This is a genomic window from Cellulosimicrobium funkei, from assembly GCF_001019615.1.
GTDB lineage: Bacteria > Actinomycetota > Actinomycetes > Actinomycetales > Cellulomonadaceae > Cellulosimicrobium > Cellulosimicrobium cellulans_E.
On the sequence record NZ_JNBQ01000011.1, the window covers coordinates 54,913 to 73,359 of the forward strand.

10 protein-coding genes are annotated in these 18,447 nt (G+C 73.5%); 7 read left to right on the top strand and 3 right to left on the bottom strand.

Annotated features, from left to right (window positions below; translation table 11 throughout):
* Nucleotides 1-22 precede the first annotated feature (22 nt).
* Both FB00_RS21085 and FB00_RS10810 read left to right on the top strand, forming a co-directional pair.
* Nucleotides 23-3,466 carry a cellulase family glycosylhydrolase gene (locus FB00_RS21085; RefSeq protein ID WP_156186370.1) on the top strand — a complete coding sequence of 1,148 codons (3,444 nt, stop codon included), beginning with the start codon at nt 23-25 and terminating at the stop codon, nt 3,464-3,466.
* A gap of 163 nt (nt 3,467-3,629) precedes the next feature.
* Nucleotides 3,630-4,253: a LysE family transporter gene (locus tag FB00_RS10810; protein WP_047232925.1), complete on the top strand. Its 624-nt coding sequence runs from the start codon at nt 3,630-3,632 to the stop codon at nt 4,251-4,253.
* A gap of 210 nt (nt 4,254-4,463) precedes the next feature.
* On the opposite strand, the gene FB00_RS21090 is transcribed toward FB00_RS10810, so the two are convergent.
* Complete coding sequence (locus FB00_RS21090; protein ID WP_052877591.1) at nt 4,464-8,009, bottom strand: glycosyl hydrolase; 3,546 nt, start codon at nt 8,007-8,009, stop codon at nt 4,464-4,466.
* Between the two features lie 282 nt (nt 8,010-8,291).
* Nucleotides 8,292-9,308 carry a LacI family DNA-binding transcriptional regulator gene (locus FB00_RS10820; RefSeq protein WP_052877592.1) on the bottom strand — a complete coding sequence of 339 codons (1,017 nt, stop codon included), beginning with the start codon at nt 9,306-9,308 and terminating at the stop codon, nt 8,292-8,294.
* A gap of 164 nt (nt 9,309-9,472) precedes the next feature.
* On the opposite strand from FB00_RS10820, the gene FB00_RS10825 reads away from it, so the two are divergent.
* The 5 genes from FB00_RS10825 (at nt 9,473) to FB00_RS10845 (ending at nt 16,744) form a co-directional block, all read left to right on the top strand.
* Nucleotides 9,473-10,492: a LacI family DNA-binding transcriptional regulator gene (locus tag FB00_RS10825; RefSeq protein ID WP_047232926.1), complete on the top strand. Its 1,020-nt coding sequence runs from the start codon at nt 9,473-9,475 to the stop codon at nt 10,490-10,492.
* A 208-nt stretch (nt 10,493-10,700) separates the two neighbouring features.
* Complete coding sequence (locus tag FB00_RS10830) at nt 10,701-12,011, top strand: ABC transporter substrate-binding protein (RefSeq protein ID WP_047232927.1); 1,311 nt, start codon at nt 10,701-10,703, stop codon at nt 12,009-12,011.
* Nucleotides 12,012-12,138: 127 nt separating this feature from the next.
* Complete coding sequence (locus FB00_RS10835; RefSeq protein ID WP_082141224.1) at nt 12,139-13,098, top strand: carbohydrate ABC transporter permease; 960 nt, start codon at nt 12,139-12,141, stop codon at nt 13,096-13,098.
* Nucleotides 13,095-14,099, top strand: coding sequence for a carbohydrate ABC transporter permease (locus FB00_RS10840; protein ID WP_156186371.1), 1,005 nt, complete (start codon nt 13,095-13,097; stop codon nt 14,097-14,099). Before FB00_RS10835 ends, FB00_RS10840 begins: the two co-directional genes overlap by 4 nt.
* Nucleotides 14,096-16,744, top strand: coding sequence for a glycoside hydrolase family 2 protein (locus FB00_RS10845; protein WP_231581805.1), 2,649 nt, complete (start codon nt 14,096-14,098; stop codon nt 16,742-16,744). Before FB00_RS10840 ends, FB00_RS10845 begins: the two co-directional genes overlap by 4 nt.
* A 60-nt stretch (nt 16,745-16,804) precedes the next feature.
* On the opposite strand, the gene FB00_RS10850 is transcribed toward FB00_RS10845, so the two are convergent.
* Nucleotides 16,805-18,319, bottom strand: a complete 1,515-nt coding sequence (locus FB00_RS10850; RefSeq protein ID WP_047232952.1) for a hypothetical protein — start codon at nt 18,317-18,319, stop codon at nt 16,805-16,807.
* Between the last annotated feature and the right edge of the window lie 128 nt (nt 18,320-18,447).

The following is an 18,447-nucleotide window of genomic DNA, read 5'->3' on the forward strand; positions in this document are numbered from 1 at the left end:
CACCGACGCGAAGGAGCGGACGATGACCCCACGACCACTGCGTGCGGCGAGGCCCCGCGCGGGCGACGCCGACACCCACCGAGGCCGACCGCACGCCGGACGTCGACCACCTGCCGGGCGCCGACCGCTCGGCCTGGCGACCGCCGTCGTGCTGGCGCTCGCGGGTACGGTCGTCCCCGTCGGCGCCGCCGCAGGCAGCGCAGACGGCAGCCCGGCCAGCACCGCCGCCGCCCCGACGAAGGAGATCCCCGCCGTGAGCGCACCCCTCGGCGAGAGCCGCAACACCTCGTTCGTCGAGCGCGACGGCACGCGCCTCGTCCTCGACGGCGAGACGTTCCGCTTCAACGGGACGAACATCTACTGGCTCGGCCTCGACGAGAACGTCCCGCCCGGCACGGTGGACTACCCGACGGCCTTCCGCATCCGCGACGCGCTCGACACGGCCTCGAACCTGGGCGTGACGGTCGTGCGCTCGCACATGCTCGCGTCGACGGGTACGGAGCTCGCGATCCTGCCCTCGAAGGAGGAGGGCTACCAGGAGGAGGCCTTCGCGAGCGTCGACTACGCGGTCGCGTACGCCGCGTCGAAGGGCATCCGTCTGATCCTGCCGCTCACCGACGAGTGGGCGTACTACCACGGCGGGCACCGCGACTTCGGGGCCCCGTACGGGCTGTGCGCGCCGACGACGCCGCTCACGCCGTGCGCGGAGTTCTACTCCGACCCGCGCGTCGTCGCGGACTTCACGGACTACGTGCGCCACGTCATGGATCACGTGAACCCGTACACCGGGCTCGCGCTCAAGGACGACCCGACGGTCCTCGCGTGGGAGCTCGGCAACGAGCTCGAGGGCATGACGCCGGAGTGGATCGAGCACGTCGCCACCGAGATCTCCGAGCGCGCGCCGCGCCAGCTCGTCGCGGCGGGCAAGCGATTCGGCATCGACGACGACACGCTCGCCTCCCCGCTCGTCGACATCGTCGACGTGCACTACTACCCGCCGACGGCGAGCGGCGTCCGCGCGGACGCGGCCCGCATCACCGACGCCGGGAAGGTGTACGTCGCCGGCGAGTACGCCTCGACCGCCGCGACGCCCGAGCTGCTCGAGCCGCTCGCGGCCGAGCCCGACGTCACGGGCATGATGTTCTGGTCCCTCTTCGGGCACGATGACGCGTCCGGCCTCGTGCCGCACGACGACGGCTTCACGCTGCACTACCCGGGCACCGACGACCGCATGCGTGGCAACGTCGCGGCGATCCGCGGCTTTTCGGCGGCGCTCGCGGGCGCTCCGATCCCCGTCGAGGTGGGGCAGCCGTTCGTGACGTCGGTCGGCAGCACCTACGGCTTCCACGAGGTGTCGTGGCGCGGCGCTGCTGGTGCGGCGACGTACCGGGTGGAGCGCGCGGCGGTGTCCGACGGCGTCCCGAGCGGCGCGTTCGAGGCCGTCGCCGAGGGCCTCACAGACACGGGTGAGCCGTATCTCGACACGTCCGCGGGCGGCGACGCGGCCTACCGCGTCGTCCCGGTCGGCGCGGACGGCGCGGACGGCCCGGCCTCCGAGCCGGTCGTCGTCGCGGCGGGCGAGCAGGTCGTCGTCGACCCGCTCGAGACGCAGCGCCCGCTCGTCGACCATGCCGGGCTCCGCGTCACGCCTGACGGCGACGCCGCGCTCCTCGGCCTGGCCGGTGACGACCCCGCGCACGCGACGTGGGCCCACGACGGCCTCACGGGCGCGGAGCTGCGCGTGCGGGCGGCGACCGCCGCCGACGTCGCGGCGCTCGTCGTGGAGACCAGCGCCGACGGCGAGACGTGGGCCGCCGCGAGCACCGTCGTCGGGCCGGACGGGGACGGGCGCTTCCGCGTCGCGGTCTCGGCGGCGCACGGCGGGCAGCTCCGCGTCACATGGCCGGCAGGCTCGTCGGTGCGGCTCGAGCGCGTCACGCTGCGCGGCGCCGCCGACCTGCCCGTGGTCGACGACGCTCTGGACGACCTGGCGGGGGCGAGCGTCGAGGGGTCGGTCGGCATCGACACCGGCAACCCGGGCCTGTTCGGCGGGGACGCCGGACGGGCCAAGCGTGACGCGCCCGGCGCGGCCTCGCTCGCGTGGGAGGCGGACGGCCTGACGTGGCTCGAGGCGACGGGGTGGTACTGGCCGGACGCCGATCCGGCGCACCTGACGTTCGAGGCGCGGGTCGACGGCGCGTGGCGCGGTCTCGAGGTCGGGGTCGCCGGCGCTCCGGGGACCGTGGGCGGCGCGTGGGGTCGCTTCGCGTACACCGCGCCCCTGCCCGCGGGAACCGACGCGGTGCGCGCCGTCTGGCCCGCTGCCGCGACGCCCGAGTGGGCGCAACAGCTCGGCGACGTGCGCCTGTTCGGCACGGGCGGGGAGCTCGCCGCTCCCGGCGCGTTCGCGGCCCTCTCACCCGACGACGGCGCGCCCGCCCTGCGCGGCACGCCGACCCTGCGGTGGGAGCCGGCGGCGCAGGCCGCGACCTACCGCGTGACGCTCGCCCGGACCGACGCCGTCGGCACGCCGCTCGTGTCCGCGGAGGTGCGCGGCACGAGCCTCGCCCCGGCCGTGGAGCTCGACCCCGCGACGTCGTACACGTGGCACGTCGAGGCCGTGAACGGGGCCGGGAGCACGGGCATGACGGGCGGGCCGCGGAGCTTCGCGACCGACGCGCTGCCGACCGAGCCGCTCGTGGTCGAGGACTACGAGGGCTTCGCCGACGACGCGGCGCTCACCGCCGCGCACCGCGCGAACACCGGGGGAGACCCGATCACGTCGACGCTCGTCCCCGGCGCCGACGGCGGTCAGGCGATGCGGCTCGCGACGACGCTCGCGTCGTCCGGGTACGCGGGCGTGACCCGCACGTTCGACGCGCCGCAGTCGTGGTGGGGCTACGAGGGCCTCGACCTGTGGCTCGACCGCTCCGGCCTCGGCGCGGGGCAGAACGTCACCGTGCAGGTCGTCGCGGGCGGCCAGTTCTGGGAGACCGTGCTGCCCGATGTCGGCCCGCAGCCCGCGGGGGTCGTGCACGTGCCGTTCGCCGACCTCGCGCTCCCGCCGTGGGCGGGCGGCGGCGGTCGCCCGGACCTCCAGACGGTCACGGAGATCTCGTTCTACCTCGGGGGCGGCGGGCCGGCGGTGCTCGTCGTCGACGACGTGCGGACCGCCGTCGCGGGACCGGGTGTGCCCGTGACCGTCGAGGCGACCTCGCGGTGCCTCGCCGGCAAGGCGTACGTCGCCGTCCGGGCGACGAACGACGGCGACGCGCCCGTCGCCGTGACGCTCGGCACGCCGTACGGGAGCAGGGTCTTCGCGGCCGTCGCGCCGGGGGCCAACGCGTACCAGTCGTTCGCGGTCCGCGCCACGTCGGTGCCCGCCGGGTCGGCGGTCGTCACCGTCGGTTCGGGCGGCGACGCGGTCGAGCTCGACGCCCCGTACGCGGCGGCCGCCTGCGGCTGAGCAGTCGGAGAGAACACCTGGCACGACGACGGCCCGCGCGCGCCGGAAGGGCCGCGCGGGCCGTCGTCGTGCCCGGGGCGCTCCGCCCTGGGTGCACGCTGCTCTGGGTACGTGGCGCGCTCGGGTGCTCGGCGACCGCCGGCGGGCGCCTATCCTGTCCGCCATGGCGTGGTCGGTCTGGACGACCCTGGCGGCCGCCGGGGTGCTCATCTCGCTCACGCCGGGCGCGGGAGCGGTCAACACGATGGCCAACTCGATCGGCGTCGGATGGGCGCGGTCGATCTGGGGGATCCTCGGCCAGCAGCTCGCCCTCGTCGCGCACGTGGCGATCGTGGCGGCCGGCGTCGGCGTGCTCGTCGCGGGCTCGCCCGTCCTGTTCGACGTCGTCCGCTACGGCGGCGCCGCCTACCTCGTCTACCTCGGGATCCGGCAGTGGCGGTCGCGGCCGAGCGGCGACGACGGCGACGCCGTCGCGCGCGGCCCGGAGCCGCGGTGGTCCATGGTCCGGCGCGGGCTCCTCGTCAACCTCACGAACCCGAAGGCGATCGTCTTCTTCCTCGCGTTCATCCCGCAGTTCGTCCGTCCGGACCGGCCGCTGCTGCCGCAGTACGTCGTGCTCGGGGTGACGGTCGTCGTGATCGACGTCCTCGTCATGTGGTTCTTCTTCGCGACCGCTGCGACAGGGTTGCGGCGGCTGACCCGCAGCCCGCGCGGGCAGCGCACCGTCAACCGGCTCTTCGGCGGACTCTTCGTCGGGGTCGGTGTCCTGCTCGCCGCTGTCCACTGAGGAGGCCGAAGGTCGGGCTCGACGAGCCGGTACGGCGCGGGGCACCCATGGTCACCGGACGCAGGGTCTCTGGGTGCACGGTCGCTGGGTGCAGGGCCCGACGGTGCGAGGCCGAAGGTGCGGGGCCCGACGGAGCGAGGACGCCCCCGCCGCCCGGGCGGGCGGCGGGGGCGTCGTTCGACGGTGGACGACGTGCGGGGAGGTCGGACGCTACCCGCAGGTCGTGGCGTCGTACGGCGCGTCGAGCGTCGTGATGCCGTCGCCCGCGGTGACGGTGACGGTCGCGGTTCCCGCCGGGAACGCCGTCGCCCGCGACGCGAACGACTGGTAGGCGCTCACGCCGGGCGCCACGGCCGAGTACGTCCTGCTGCCGTACGGCGTGGTGAGGGTGACGCCCACCGGGGCGCCGCCGTCGTTCGTCGCCCGGACCGCGACGTAGGCCTTCCCGGCGAGGCAGCGCGCCGACGCCTCGACCGAGACCGCCGGGTCGCCGTCGCGCGACTGCGCGAAGAGCCAGTCGAGGACGACCGGGTTCGCGTAGGTCGGGATCCACGACGAGTGCGGGTACGCCAGCCGGTCCGGCGTGCCCGTCGTGCCGGGCGAGTACGCGGTGTGGAGCACGTCGCTCCCGGCCGCGCGGGCCTCGTCCCACAGCGCCTGTGCCCGCGCCGCGGCCGCGTCGCGCGGGAGGTTGCCCGCCCACTCGCCGCGCGTCACGACGGCGCCCGCGTGCTCGAGGCCCTCGAGGGCGGTGAGGGTGAGGCCGTACGGCGCCGTCGGGTCGTCGATCGCATGGTGCACCCAGACCGGCAGGTCGGCGATCTGCGCCGTGAGCTCGGCCGACTCACCACCTGCGACGAGCAGCGCTCCGGCGAAGAGGTCGCCGTCCTCGGCGAGCAGCGGCCAGCTCGCGCGCGAGCCGCGCGAGAGCCCGGTGAGGTACACGCGGTCGGGGTCGACCGGGTAGCGGTCGAGCAGGTCCTTGACCATCCCGACGAGCGCCTCGCGCCCGCTGGGCGTGAGCCAGTCCTGGTCGGGCGCGCGCTGGGGCGACAGGACGAAGGCCGGGTCGCTCGCCTGGCGCTCGGGCGCGGCGAACGCGACCGAGAGCTGGTTGCCGAGGAGCTGGACGGCGTTGTCGGTGCCGGTCTCGCCCGTGCCGTGGAGCGTGAGCACGAGCGGGTAGAGCGTGTCGTCGTCCGGCGCCTCGCGGTACGCGTGCGGCGTGAAGAGCCGGTACCGGAACGCGTCGCCCGGCCCGGCCCACGTCCCGGCCTCGTACTCGTCGACGACGGGCGTGTCGACCGCTGACGCCGCGACCGGGTCGAGAGACGCGGGCACGGTCGTCGCGCCGACGCTCAGGTCGGCGACCTGCGTGACGGAGTACGCGGCGGCCAGGTCGTACGTCTGCGTCGTCCCGGAGTAGAACGTCCCGGCCGCGTTGGCGTCGGACGTGTCGAGCTCGAGGACCACCCACGCGCCGGGCGCGGGCTCCTGCCCGGGCGAGCCGGCGCCGTCGGGCCCTGCTGCCGTGAAGGCTCGGACCACGGTGCGCGGGCCGTCCGACGAGGTCTCCGGCGTCGGGCCGTCGAGATCGGCCCGCACGGCGAACGCCGCCGGGTCGAGCTCGCCCGCGGGCAGGGGCGCGGAGTAGCGCACCGCGAGCGCGGCGACCTCGTACCCGTGCGGGTTCACGACGCCGACGACGCGCGCGTCCGTGGCCGTCGGTGTCGCCGTGTTGTCACGCGTCGTGAACCGGGGCAGCCCCGCGGCACCGATGCTGTGCTCGTAGAACGTCGCCATGGCCTGCGGCGTGTTGTAGTTCCACGTCCGCACACCCCACGGCATGGCGAGCGACCAGTCCGGCTGGGCGGCGATCTCGTCCTGCGTCGGGAAGACGAACGTCTCGCCGACGATCATCGGCTTGCCGTCGCGCTGCGCGATGCGCTGCGCCTGCTCGTAGTGCCGCGGCGCGTAGCCCTCGACGTCGTAGAAGTCGACGGACAGCACGTCGTAGTAGTCCGCGCCAGGGCTGAAGCTCGACCAGTCGTTGGCGTCGTACTCGGGCAGCCCGCCCTCGAGGCCCTCGTAGCGGTCGAACTTGGGATCCCCGTCGGCGAAGCCGTAGTCGTCGGGCAGGTCCTGGACGTTCCAGACCCACACGATGTTCGACAGCCCTTTCTCCTGCTCGAGGTAGTCGTGGACCATGCGGTACAGGCCGGCGCTGCCGTCGAGCCCGGGCCGCCCGCCCCACCAGAACACGTGCTGGTTCATCTCGTGGAACGGGCGCAGCATGACCGTCACGCCCGCGTCCTCGAGCGGCTGGAGCAGGCGCGCGTACTCGTCCAGGCGCAGCTTCCAGTTCTCGTTGAGAGCCGTGCCGTCGGTGAGCAGCTCGTCCCACTGGTCCTCGTAGAGGAACGAGTAGATCCGGTTGGGGCTCGGGAGCGTCTCGTGCGCCTGGTCGCCGCCCCAGCCGCCCTGCACCTCCTGGGCCACGGTGTACTGCGGCGGCGAGACGTGGAACATGATCTGCACCAGGTTCCCGGCGTCCCACTGACGGCGCACCTCGTCGACCATGTTCTCGCGGTAGGGGACCGTCTGGCCGGTGAGGAAGTCCGCGCTGTACAGCGCCGGGTAGACGCCGAACTCGTTCGCGACGCGCTGGTGCAGCACGTCGTTCGCCGCGGGGTTCGCGTACGACTGGTCGTGGTGCATCGCGGAGAGCATCCCGGTGCCCGTGATCGCGTCGAGGTAGTCGACGACGTCGACCGGCGCGGGCAGGTCGGTCACCTCGACCTCGAGGTGGGTGTCGACGTCGACGGCGAACGTCGTGCCCGCGCCGCCGTCCTCGGCCGGGACGAAGAGGCGTACCTGGTGGAGGTCGACGCCGACCCGGCCCTCGGCGCGGAAGTCGCCCTTGGGTTCCGGCCGGGTCGCGTCGCGCAGGACCGCCTGGTCGTCGGACGTCCACGTCGCCTGGACGGCCCGTGCGCCGTCGGGGACGACGGCGTGCTCGGCGAGCAGCGTGAGGAGGTTCCCGGCGCCGTCGGTGCGCAGCTCCGTCACGGGGAACGTCACCTCCGGGACCGGCGGTGCGACGTCGAACAGCAGATCGATCTCGTCGACCACGATGGTGCCTCCCGTCCCCGCCCCGACCTGGTTGACGTAGAGCGCGAACGAGGTGATCCCGCTCGTGCGCAGGGTGCCGGTCCCGGACTTGGGGCGGAAGTCCTCGATCGGGACGCGCACACGCTGCGCCTCCGTCGACGTCGGGTCGAACCCCGCGACGTCGTTGAGGTGCGCCTCGAACGACGCGCCGTCGGAGAGCTGCAGCAGCACGTCCTGACCGGGCGTCCCGTTCGTGATCCACAGCTCGACCGCCTGCAGGCCGGGCCAGTAGCCGTCGACCGCGCGCGAGCGACCCGAGTAGCCGTTGGTGAACGCGTAGTCGAACCGCATCGCGCTCCCGAGGTCCTCGCCCTCGGCGTCGAACGGCGAGTCGACGAGCGTCGCTGTGTTCGTCCCGCCGTTCGTGTTGCGGGGGTACAGCGACGACAGCGCCGCGTCGTCGCCGTAGCCGTCGAAGTCGTCGAGACTCACCACGACGGGCTCGCCGCCGGGCGGGTCGGCGGCGGAGGACCCCGCTGCCGGACCGGGAGAGGACCACGCGGGCGTCGCCGCGAGCGTGAGCGTCGCGAGGAGCGACAGCGCCGCCGCAGCGGCTGTGGCGCACCGACGTGAGCGTCGGGACATGAGGACTCCTTCGTCCGAGGGGTGTGCTGACCCAGCGGACGCTAGGGCCGAGCTCGACGAATGTCAACGTTGACATGAGCTCGACGAGCGAAGATGCCCGTAGTCGCCGGGAGGGGCCGGGTGGTCGGCGCGCTCGGATGCCATCGTTGGCATGGCGGGGTCCCAGGCTCGAGATGGGGACGTGCGGTCGTGAGGTGGCACTCCCGAGGTTCCCACCTCGCGACCCTGGGGCCGACCCGGTGAGCAGCCTCCTGGGCCTAGCGATCTCGGGTGTCCGGGCCTCTAGCTCGACCGAGCGGGCGGACGCTCGCCGGAACCGCGGGCGACGAGGTGGGTGGGGATGCGGACGTGGACCGGTGCGCCCTGCGGGTCGGCGAGCCGTTCGAGGACGCGGCGTGCGGCGGCGCGGCCGATCTCGCGGGTGTCGTAGGCGACGACGCTGAACCCGAAGGCGTCGGCGAGGTCGAAGTCGTCGAACCCGACGTACGCGAGATCGTCGCGCGCGGGACCGAGCGCGCGGACGAGCGCCGCGCTCGCACGGTTGTTGCCGGTGACGACGGCGGTCGGAGGATCCGGCTGGTCGAGGACGTCCAGCACCGCGGCCTCGGTGCTCCTCCCGCCGGCGTCGTCGAGACGCTCCCACGCGGACGAGTCCGTGACGCCGACCTCGCGCAGCGCTTCCCGGTAGCCGGCGAGACGTTCGGCGTGCGTGTACAGGTCCGCCGGGCTGCACACGAACGCGATGCGGCGGTGGCCGAGCCGCGTGAGCGCCCGGACCGCCTCCGCGGTGCCCTCCCGGTTGTCGAGGACGACCGAGTCGGCGAGGAGGTTGTGCGCGGGGCGGTCGATCGTCACGACGGGCGTGCCGAGCCGGCGCTCGCTCTCGAGGTAGGACTGGTCCTGGGCGATCGGCACGAGGACGAGCGCGCGGACGCGCTGGGCGAGCAGCGTCCCGGCGACGCGCTCCTCCTCGGCGGGGTCGTCCTCGGTCGCCGTGAGGACCATCGTCAGACCGTGCTGCGCGAGCTCGCGCTCCATGCCGGCGGCGACCTGGAAATAGAACGGGTTGGTGAGGTCGCCGAGCACGAAGCCGACGGCGGACGAGACCCCGCCGTGGCGAAGGTCGCGCGCGAGGAGGTTGGGCCGGAAGCTCAGGCGCGCGGCGGCCTCCTCGATGCGGCGCCGGGTGTCGGGGGAGACGTTGGTGCTGCCGTCGTAGACCCGGGAGACGGTCTTGGCGCTCACCCCGGCGAGCCGCGCGACGTCGGCCAGGGTGGCTCGTTGCTGCGGCCTCTGCACGGGCCGACCCTAGCAGCGGCGACGGGGGCGGGTGGCCGGGCGCTGCGGCGTCCGGCTGGTCGTTGCCGCCGTGTGCCGAGGCGCCGCAGTTGACAGGTGAAGCGCTTCAGTGCAGCGTGTGGGCGACGGCACGGGGGCCGTCCCGACGACGAGGAGAGCGCACCATGGCCCGGATCACGATCGCGGACATCGCTCGGCGGGCAGGCGTGTCCACGGGTGCGGTGTCGTACGCGTTGAACAACCGGCCGGGGGTGTCGGCCGAGACGCGATCGCGCATCCTCGCTGTCGCCGCGGAGCTGGGCTGGGAGCCGAGCTCGGCCGCGCGCTCGCTCTCGGGGGCGCGCACGGAGACCGTGGGCCTGGTGCTCGCGCGCGACCCGAGCACGCTCGGCTTCGAGTCGTTCTACATGCAGTTCATCGCGGGCATCGAGTCCGAGCTCGCGGCGCGGTCGTACGGCCTGCTCCTCCAGGTGGTCCCCGATCTCGACGCCGAGCTGCGCGCCTACCGCAAGTGGCGGGCCGCGCGCCGGGTCGACGGCGTCGTGACCGTGGACCTCCGTCTCGACGACCCGCGCGTCGCCTGGCTGTCCGAGCCGGACGCGATCCCCGCCGTCGTGGTGGGCGACCCGGCGCTCGCCGGCGACCTCACGAACGTGTGGACCGACGACGCCTCGGCCATGCGCGAGTCGGTCCGCTACCTGCACGCCGTGGGTCACCGGCGCATCGCGCGCGTCGCGGGGGTCACGAGCTTCGGGCACACGCACATCCGCGACGAGGCGTTCCGCGAGGAGGTGGCGCGCCTCGGCGTGCGCGGCGAGATCGGACGGACCGACTACACGGCCGACCAGGGGGCGAGCGCCACGCGCACGCTCCTGACGGGACCGGAGCGGCCGACGGCGATCATCTACGACAACGACGTCATGGCCCTCGCGGGTCTCGGCGTGGCGAGCGAGCTCGGCGTCCGTGTGCCGTCGGACCTGTCGATCATCGCCTGGGATGACTCCCCGCTGTGCCAGGCGACGTACCCCCGGCTGTCGGCTCTGAGCCACGACGTGACGAGCTTCGGCGCCCACGTCGCGAGGCGGTTGTTCGACCGCATCGACGGCCGGACGGGCGGCAGCTTCCTGGACTCCACGCCGACGCTGCGCCCCCGGGGCACGACCGCGCGCCGCGTCGAGAGCTGAAGCCGCCCGGGCGCCCGACCCGAGCGCTCTCGTCGCCGTGACCGAACCGTGACCAGTCGTCGTTGACTTACGACAACTTAACCGCTTCACTCGTCCTCATCGACATCGGACCTGATCATCCGGTGCACCAGACAGCCGAACGGCTTAAGCGCTGTATCCGCATCGGGGCGGCGCGCACTGTCAACGACGACGAGAATGAGGGATCGAGATGGCGAAGAGGCGCATCCTTGCCGCGAGCACGGCCGCGGCCGTGGTGCTCGTGCTGGGAGCCTGCTCCGGCGGCTCCACCGGCGGAGACGACGGGGACGGCGACGGCCCGTCGGGGACGATCACCGTCCTGACGAACCGCACGGACATCGTCGACACCGTGCTCCAGGACTACGTGACCGAGTTCCAGAAGACCTACCCGGACGTCGACGTCGAGTTCGAGGCGGTGACGGACTACGAGGGCGACGTCTCGATCCGCCTCAACTCCGGCGACTACGGCGACGTCCTGCTCATCCCGAACACCGTCGACGCGGACCAGCTCTCGACCTTCTTCGAGCCCCTCGGGACGGTCGACGAGCTCGGCGAGGAGTACCGCTTCATCCACGACAAGGCGTACGAGGGCCAGGTCTACGGGCTCGCGACGTTCGGGACCGCGATGGGCTACGTGCTCAACAAGCCGGTCTGGGAGAAGGCGGGGATCACCGAACCGCCCGCGACGCCCGAGGAGTTCCTCGACGCGCTGAAGGCGATCAAGGACAGCTCGCCCGACACCGTCCCGTACTACACGAACTACGCGGACGGCTGGCCGCTCACGCAGTGGCAGTCCAACCAGGGCTCGATCGACGGCCCGGAGGCCGTGAACCTGCGCACCGAGCAGGACGCGCCGTGGACCGAGGGCGAGGAGCAGTACGCGATCGACTCGCTCCTGTTCGACGTCGTGGAGGCCGGCCTCTCCGAGCCCGACCCGACCACGACGAACTGGGAGGAGTCCAAGAACCTCGTCGGCACCGGCCAGGTCGCGAGCATGGTGCTCGGCTCGTGGGCCGTGACGCAGATGCAGGACGCCGCGGAGGCGGCGGGCAACCCGCGCGAGGACATCGGGTTCTGGCCGATGCCGTGGCAGACGGACGGCGCGTTCCACTCCACGGTCGGCGCCGACTACAAGCTCGCGATCTCCAAGCACTCGGAGAACAAGGAGGCCGCCGAGGCGTGGCTGTACTGGTTCCTCGACGAGTCGGGCTTCGCCGCGAGCCAGGGCGGGCTCGCGCCGCAGGTGGGCGGGGAGTCGCCGGAGATCCTCGCCGACTTCGAGACGTTCGGCGTCGAGGAGGTCGAGATCGCCCCGGCGCCGGAGGGTGAGGAGAACCTCCTGGCCGACATCTACAACGCCGCGGAGATCGACCTCAACGGCGACCAGTTCCGGCGCCAGTACATCGACGTCGCGCGTGGCGCGGCGGACGGCGACAAGGCGTCGTTCTTCGCCGACCTCAACGACCGCTGGGCGACGGCCCGCGCCGAGGTCGTCGGCTGACGAGGCGGGCGGCCGCGGGCCCGACGGCACGCGGCCGCCCCGCCCGGGGCGCGACCGCCCCCGGCACGAGCCTCGCCGGCCCCGGCGAGCGACGACCCAGCGAGCACGAACGAAGGAGGCGACTGCGATGGCCGCGGTCACCGGACCGGCCGGTGCGCTCCGAGCGACGCGCCCGGCACGCCTGAGGGGACGACGTCGTCCCGCCCCGGGCGGGGGAGCGACCAAGGGCGGGTGGCGGGTCACGCCGTGGCTCTTCCTGCTCGTCCCCGTGGGCATGCTGCTGCTGTTCACCTACGTCCCCGTGGCGAACATGGTGTGGTACAGCTTCACGTCCTGGGACGGGCTCGACCCCGTCAAGGAGCCCGTCGGCTGGAAGAACTACGTCGAGATCTTCACGCGCCCTGAGATCTTCCGCGTGTTCCTCGTGAGCCTGTACTACCTCGTGGGCGCCGCCGTGCAGCTCGTCCTCGCGCTGTACTTCGCGACGATCCTCAGCTTCAGCACGCGGTTCCGGAACTGGTTCAAGGGGATCATCTTCTTCCCGTACCTCATCAACGGGGTCGCGATCGGGCTCGTCTTCCTCTACTTCTTCCGGCCCGGCGGGACGCTCGACGCGTTCCTCGCCGCGTTCGGGTTCACGGAGCCGCCGCTGTGGCTGGGCGACCCGTCGCTCGTCAACGTCTCGCTCGCCGCGACGAGCGTGTGGCGCTACATGGGTCTGAACTTCGTGCTCTTCCTCGGGGCGATCCAGTCGATCCCGAACGAGCTCTACGAGGCGGCCGACCTCGACGGCGCCAACGCCTGGCAGAAGTTCCGCTTCATCATCGCCCCCGGGATCCGGCAGATCATCGGGCTGTCGGTGATCCTCGCCGTGTCCGGAGCGCTGTCGGTGTTCGAGATGCCGTTCATCATGACGGGCGGCGCGAACGGGTCGGAGACATTCGTCATCCAGACCGTCAACACGGCCTTCACGTTCTCGAAGGTGGGTCTCGCCTCGGCGATGGCGGTCGTCCTGCTGATCATCGTCCTGCTCATCTCGTGGGTGCAGCGACGCATCGTCCCCGACGAGAGAGGTGACCTCGTATGAGCGCCGCACCGCTGCGCACGTCCGCCGCGCAGGACGACGCCTCCCGGGCGGAGGACGCCCCGGCGCCCCGGACGGCCCCCGGTCCGCGCGACGTGCCCGCCAGCCCGCTCCCCGCGCCGTCGGCCACCGACCGGGTCCGGTCCGGCTGGGCGCGCTGGACGCGCGGGGCGAGCCCGGTCCTCGGCCCCGTCGGCACCACGCTCAAGTACGCGTCGCTGGTCGCGGCGTGCCTCGTCGCGGTCGTGCCGCTCGTGACGATCTTCATGGCGTCCTTCAAGACGCAGGCCGAGTTCCGCGAGACCGGGCCGCTCGACCCGCCGTCGAGCTGGACGAACCTCGACAACTTCGTCACGGCCTTCACTCGCGGGGGCATGCTCCAGGGTTTCGTCAACACGACGATCATCCTCGTGGTGGCCCTCACCGGGACGATCATCATCGGCACGATGGCCGCCTACGCGATCGACCGCTTCACGTTCCGGGGCCAGCGGCTCGTCGTCGGGGCGTTCCTGCTCGCGACGCTCGTGCCGGGGGTCACGACGCAGGTGGCGACGTTCCAGATCGTCAGCGGCCTCGGCCTGTTCAACACCCGGTGGGCCGCGATCGTGCTGTTCATGGGCACCGACATCATCTCGATCTACATCTTCCTCCAGTTCATGAAGTCGATCCCGCGGTCGCTCGACGAGGCGGCCATGCTCGACGGCGCCAACCGTCTGACGATCTACGCGCGCATCGTCTTCCCGCTGCTCAAGCCCGCGATCGCGACCGTGATCATCATCAAGGGGATCGCGATCTACAACGAGTTCTACCTGCCCTGGCTCTACATGCCGAAGCGGGACCTCGGCGTCATCTCGACGTCGCTGTTCCGCTTCAAGGGCCCCTTCGGCGCACAGTGGGAGGTGATCTCCGCCGGGACCGTGCTCGTCATCGTCCCGACGCTGGTCGCGTTCCTGCTGCTGCAGCGCTACATCTACAACGGACTGACCTCAGGAGCCACCAAGTGACGAGCACGACCGCCCCGACGCCGACCGCACCCGCCGTGCCGGCGACCGACCCCGCGCGCCTCGTCCGGCGTGAGCTCCACGCGGGCTGGACGGCGCGCGCCGTCGCGGGGCCCGTCCCCGCGCACGTCGCCGGCGTGGAGGTCCCGGCCACGGTCCCCGGCAGCGCCCACACCGACCTGCTCGCGGCGGGGCTGATCCCCGACCCCTACCTCGACGACCACGAGAACCTCGTCGCCTGGGTGGGGCGCTGCGACTGGGAGTACCGGACGACGTTCGCGTGGTCCGCGTCCGACGCACCCGGCCTGGACCGGCACGACCTCGCCTTCGACGGGCTCGACACGGTCGCGACGGTGTCGCTCAACGGCACGCGCGTCCTGAGCGCGCGCAACCAGTTCCGCACGTTCCGCGTCGCCGTGGCGGACCTGCTGCGCGAGGGCGAGAACGAGCTCGTCGTGCGGTTCGCGTCCCCCGTGCGCTACGCCGACCGCGAGTCCCTCGCGCTCGGCTACCGCCCGCAGGTCAACAAGCACCCGTACAACGCGATCCGCAAGTCCGCGTGCAGCTTCGGGTGGGACTGGGGGATCGACGCGCCGTCGGTCGGGCTGTGGAAGCCGGTGCGCCTCGAGTCGTGGTCCACGGCGCGGGTCGCGTCCGTGCGCCCGCTCGTCTCGGTGGACCTGCCCGACGACGCGTCCTCCCGGGCGGGTCACCTCGCGACGGCGCCGGGCCGGGTCGCGGTGCACGTCGACGTCGAGCGCGCGCCGCTCGACCCGGACGCCCCCGGTCCCGGCAGCGACGGTCCGCTCGCCGTGCGCGTCGCGCTGCGGGGTCCCTCCGGCCGCCACGACGCCGAGGTGGCGCTCCCCGCGGGCGCGACGACCGCCGTCGTGCCGGTGGACGTCCCGGACGCGGCGCTGTGGTGGCCGCGCGGGTACGGGGAGCAGCCGTTGTACGACGTCGAGGTGACGCTCGCCGCGGGCGACGGTGCGCTCGACGGGTGGGCCGGGCGCACGGGGTTCCGCGACGCGCGGCTCGACCTCACGCCGGACGCGCACGGGACGTCGTTCACGGTCGTGGTCAACGGACGTGCGGTGTGGGTCAAGGGTGCGAACTGGATCCCCGACGACGTGTTCGTGCACCGGGTGACGCGCGAGCGCTACGCCGCGCGGCTCGACCAGGCGGAGCTCGCGAACATGAACCTCCTGCGCGTGTGGGGCGGCGGGATCTACGAGGCCGACGACTTCTACGACCTGTGCGACGAGCGCGGCATCCTCACGTGGCAGGACTTCGCGTTCGCGTGCGCCGCGTACTCCGAGGACGAGCCCCTCCGGTCGGAGGTCGAGGCCGAGGCGCGCGACAACGTCACGCGCCTGGCCCCGCACCCGAGCCTCGTCGTGTGGAACGGGAGCAACGAGAACATCTGGGGCTTCGGCGCGTGGGGCTGGGAGCTGCGGCTCGAGGACAAGTCGTGGGGCCTGGGCTACTACACCGAGCTGCTCCCGGGCGTGCTCGACGAGCTCGACGGCACCCGCCCGTACACGCCGTCGAGCCCGTGGTCGGGGAGCCTCGAGGTGCACCCGAACGACCCCGACCACGGCTCGATGCACTCGTGGGAGCTGTGGAACCGGCAGGACTGGCCGCGCTACCGCGACGACGTGCCGCGCTTCATGGCGGAGTTCGGCTGGCAGGGCCCGCCCACGTGGTCGACGCTCACGCGCGCGATCAGCGACGACCCGCTCACGCCCGAGTCGCCCGGCATGCTCGTGCACCAGAAGGCCGCGCAGGGCAACGACAAGCTCACCGACGGCCTCGTGCGGCACGTGCCGCTGCCGGACGACATGGAGGACTGGCACTGGGCGATGTCCTGGAACCAGGCGGTCGCCGTGCAGGTCGCGGTCGAGCACCTGCGCTCGTGGGCGCCGCGCACGATGGGCTCCGTGTTGTGGCAGCTCAACGACTGCTGGCCCGTGACGTCCTGGGCCGCGGTGGACGGCGACGGGCGCGCCAAGCCGCTCCTGCACGCCCTCGCGCACGCGCATGCCGACCGCCTCCTCACCGTCCAGCCGCGGTCGGCGGACGGCGGCGTCCCGGCCGGCGACGAGACCGACCGGCTCGTCGTGGTCGTGGCCAACGACACGGACGAGACGTGGTCGGGCGACGTCGTGGTGCGACGCCTGTCGTTCGACGGCACGGAACGGCGGGTGACGTCGGTCCCGGCCCGGGTCGACGCGCGCGGGACGACCAGCATCGAGGTGCCGCGCGACGTCGCGACGCCCGACGACGCGGCGGCCGAGCTGCTCGTCGCGACGCTCGGCGGAGCTCGCGCGCTGTGGTGGTTCGCCGAGCCGCGCGACGCGTCGCTCACGCCACCGCGCCTCGTCACCGAGGTGCACCGCGAGCCCGCCGGGTGGGCCGTGCGGGTGACGGCGGAGAACCTCGTGCGCGACGTCGCGCTCCTGGCCGACAAGCTCCACCCGGGTCTGCGCGCGGACGACATGCTCGTCACGCTCCTGCCCGGCGAGTCCGTGACGTTCCACGTCACCGGGCCCGACGCGGCGCTCGCAGGCGTCGAGCCCGGGGCCCTCGTCGCCCCGCGCGTGCTGCGCTCGACGAACCAGCTCGTCACCGGTCGCGGTCGGCGCTGACCCGTGTCCGGAGGGAGGGACCCGGCGACCGACCGGGTTCCTCCCTCCAGGGCTCCCGGGTCAGGCGTTGCCCGCGAGCAGGCGGTCCACGGCGGCGAGGGGGATGGGCTCCCAGTCCGGGCGGTTGCGCGACTCGTACACGACCTCGTAGAGCGCCTTGTCGAGCGTGAGCGCCCGCACGAGCGCCTCGGACGTCGCGCGGTCGACGCCGGCCGTGTCGGCCCGGTCGTACGCGTCGAGGAACGCGGTGCGTGCCTGGACGGCCCACGCGGCGTCGCGCGCGCGCCCGACGGCGGCCGCGTAGTCGAACGACCGCACGATCCCGGCGACGTCGCGCAGCGCGAGGTCCGGGCGTGTGCGTTCCGCGACGGGCCGCAGGGGCTCGCCCTCGAAGTCGAGCACCTTCCAGCCGAACCGGCGTGCGTGCAGCACCTGGCCGAGGTGCAGGTCGCCGTGGACGGTCTGGAGCCGGGGGAGCGCGTCGGGGACGCGCGTGACGTTCGCGAGCCGCGCGGACGTCCGGTCCCAGAACGCGGCGACGTCCGCCGCGCGCCGTCCGAGCGCGCTGGAGGACGCGACGGCCTCGTCCGCGCGCCGTCGCAGGTCCGCGACGAGCCAGCGCGCGTCGACGGGCGAGCCGACGCCGAACGCGCTGCGGAGCGCGCCGTGCAGGTCGGCGAGGACGCGCCCCAGGTCGGCCGCGAGGTCGGCGAACGAGGCGTCCTGCCCCGCGTAGGAGCAGGCGAGGTCGAACCCGTCGCGCGCGCCCTCGACGAACTCGCTGAGGATCGCCAGGTGCGCGGAGCGGGTCGCCGCCGGACCCGCGCCGGTGCCCGACGGCGGCGCCCCGCCCCCCGCGGTCGGCTCTCCCGGTCGGTGGTCCGCGCCCGGGTCGACGGCGGCCGGGTCGTCCGCCGCGTCCCACGTCACCTCGAGCCACGCGAGCGGCCGGGGAACCCCGGCCCAGCCCTGGGCCGCCAGCGCGCGGGGGATGGTGACGTCGGGGTTGGGTCCGATCGCGATGGCGCGCAGGACCTTGAGCATGCTCCCGCCGGCGACCCGCGGCAGCAGCACCGAGCTGTTCGACTGCTCGACGCTCAGCGCGCGTCCACCGGTGAGGTCGGTGTCGGCGTCGGGGCCTCCGCCGCGGGGACTCGCCCCGTCCGGTGCCGTGCCCGGGTTCTCCCACTCCGCCACGGCCAGGAGGGCCGCCCAGCACGCGGGGTGCGCGGCGCCGTCGTGCACGACCCACCCGCCGTCGTCGGCGCCGCCCGGGGGGAGCGTCCCGATCGGCGCCGCGCCGCCCGGCGTCGTGTCGCCCAGGGCTGGGTCGCCCGGCGGGGTCACCGGCTCGAGCACGAGGGGCACCTGCACGACGAGGTCCACGCCGTCGCCGACGAGCCGCAGCAGGTGGAGCTCGACGCGCGTCCCCGACCACGCGTCGTCGGGCGGTCCGGGCGTCGCGGCGGACGCCGGGACGTCGAGGGCGAAAGACAGCCACGGCACGTGGCGCACGGCGACTCCCTTGACGGGGTACCACCGCCGCGCGGGCAGCCAGGCGTCCAGGAGCTCCATGAGCTCCGCCGAGGGCGGGTCCGTCCGCCGTACCGTCACACGTGCCTCCCGGGTCCAGGTCGCCTCCATGCCATCACGCGAGCGCCTCGCCCGCCGCACGAGGCGCTGTGGGTGGTGGCGCGCACACT

Bases quoted from the DNA above. Each gene is read 5' to 3' on its own strand.
- FB00_RS10840 (WP_156186371.1), top strand. From the start codon at position 13,095: ATGAGCGCCGCACCGCTGCGCACGTCCGCCGCGCAGGACGACGCCTCC.
- FB00_RS10835 (WP_082141224.1), top strand. From the start codon at position 12,139: ATGGCCGCGGTCACCGGACCGGCCGGTGCGCTCCGAGCGACGCGCCCG.
- FB00_RS21090 (WP_052877591.1), bottom strand. From the start codon at position 8,009: ATGTCCCGACGCTCACGTCGGTGCGCCACAGCCGCTGCGGCGGCGCTG.
- FB00_RS21085 (WP_156186370.1), top strand. From the start codon at position 23: ATGACCCCACGACCACTGCGTGCGGCGAGGCCCCGCGCGGGCGACGCC.
- FB00_RS10825 (WP_047232926.1), top strand. From the start codon at position 9,473: ATGGCCCGGATCACGATCGCGGACATCGCTCGGCGGGCAGGCGTGTCC.
- FB00_RS10850 (WP_047232952.1), bottom strand. From the start codon at position 18,319: ATGGAGCTCCTGGACGCCTGGCTGCCCGCGCGGCGGTGGTACCCCGTC.
- FB00_RS10810 (WP_047232925.1), top strand. From the start codon at position 3,630: ATGGCGTGGTCGGTCTGGACGACCCTGGCGGCCGCCGGGGTGCTCATC.
- FB00_RS10830 (WP_047232927.1), top strand. From the start codon at position 10,701: ATGGCGAAGAGGCGCATCCTTGCCGCGAGCACGGCCGCGGCCGTGGTG.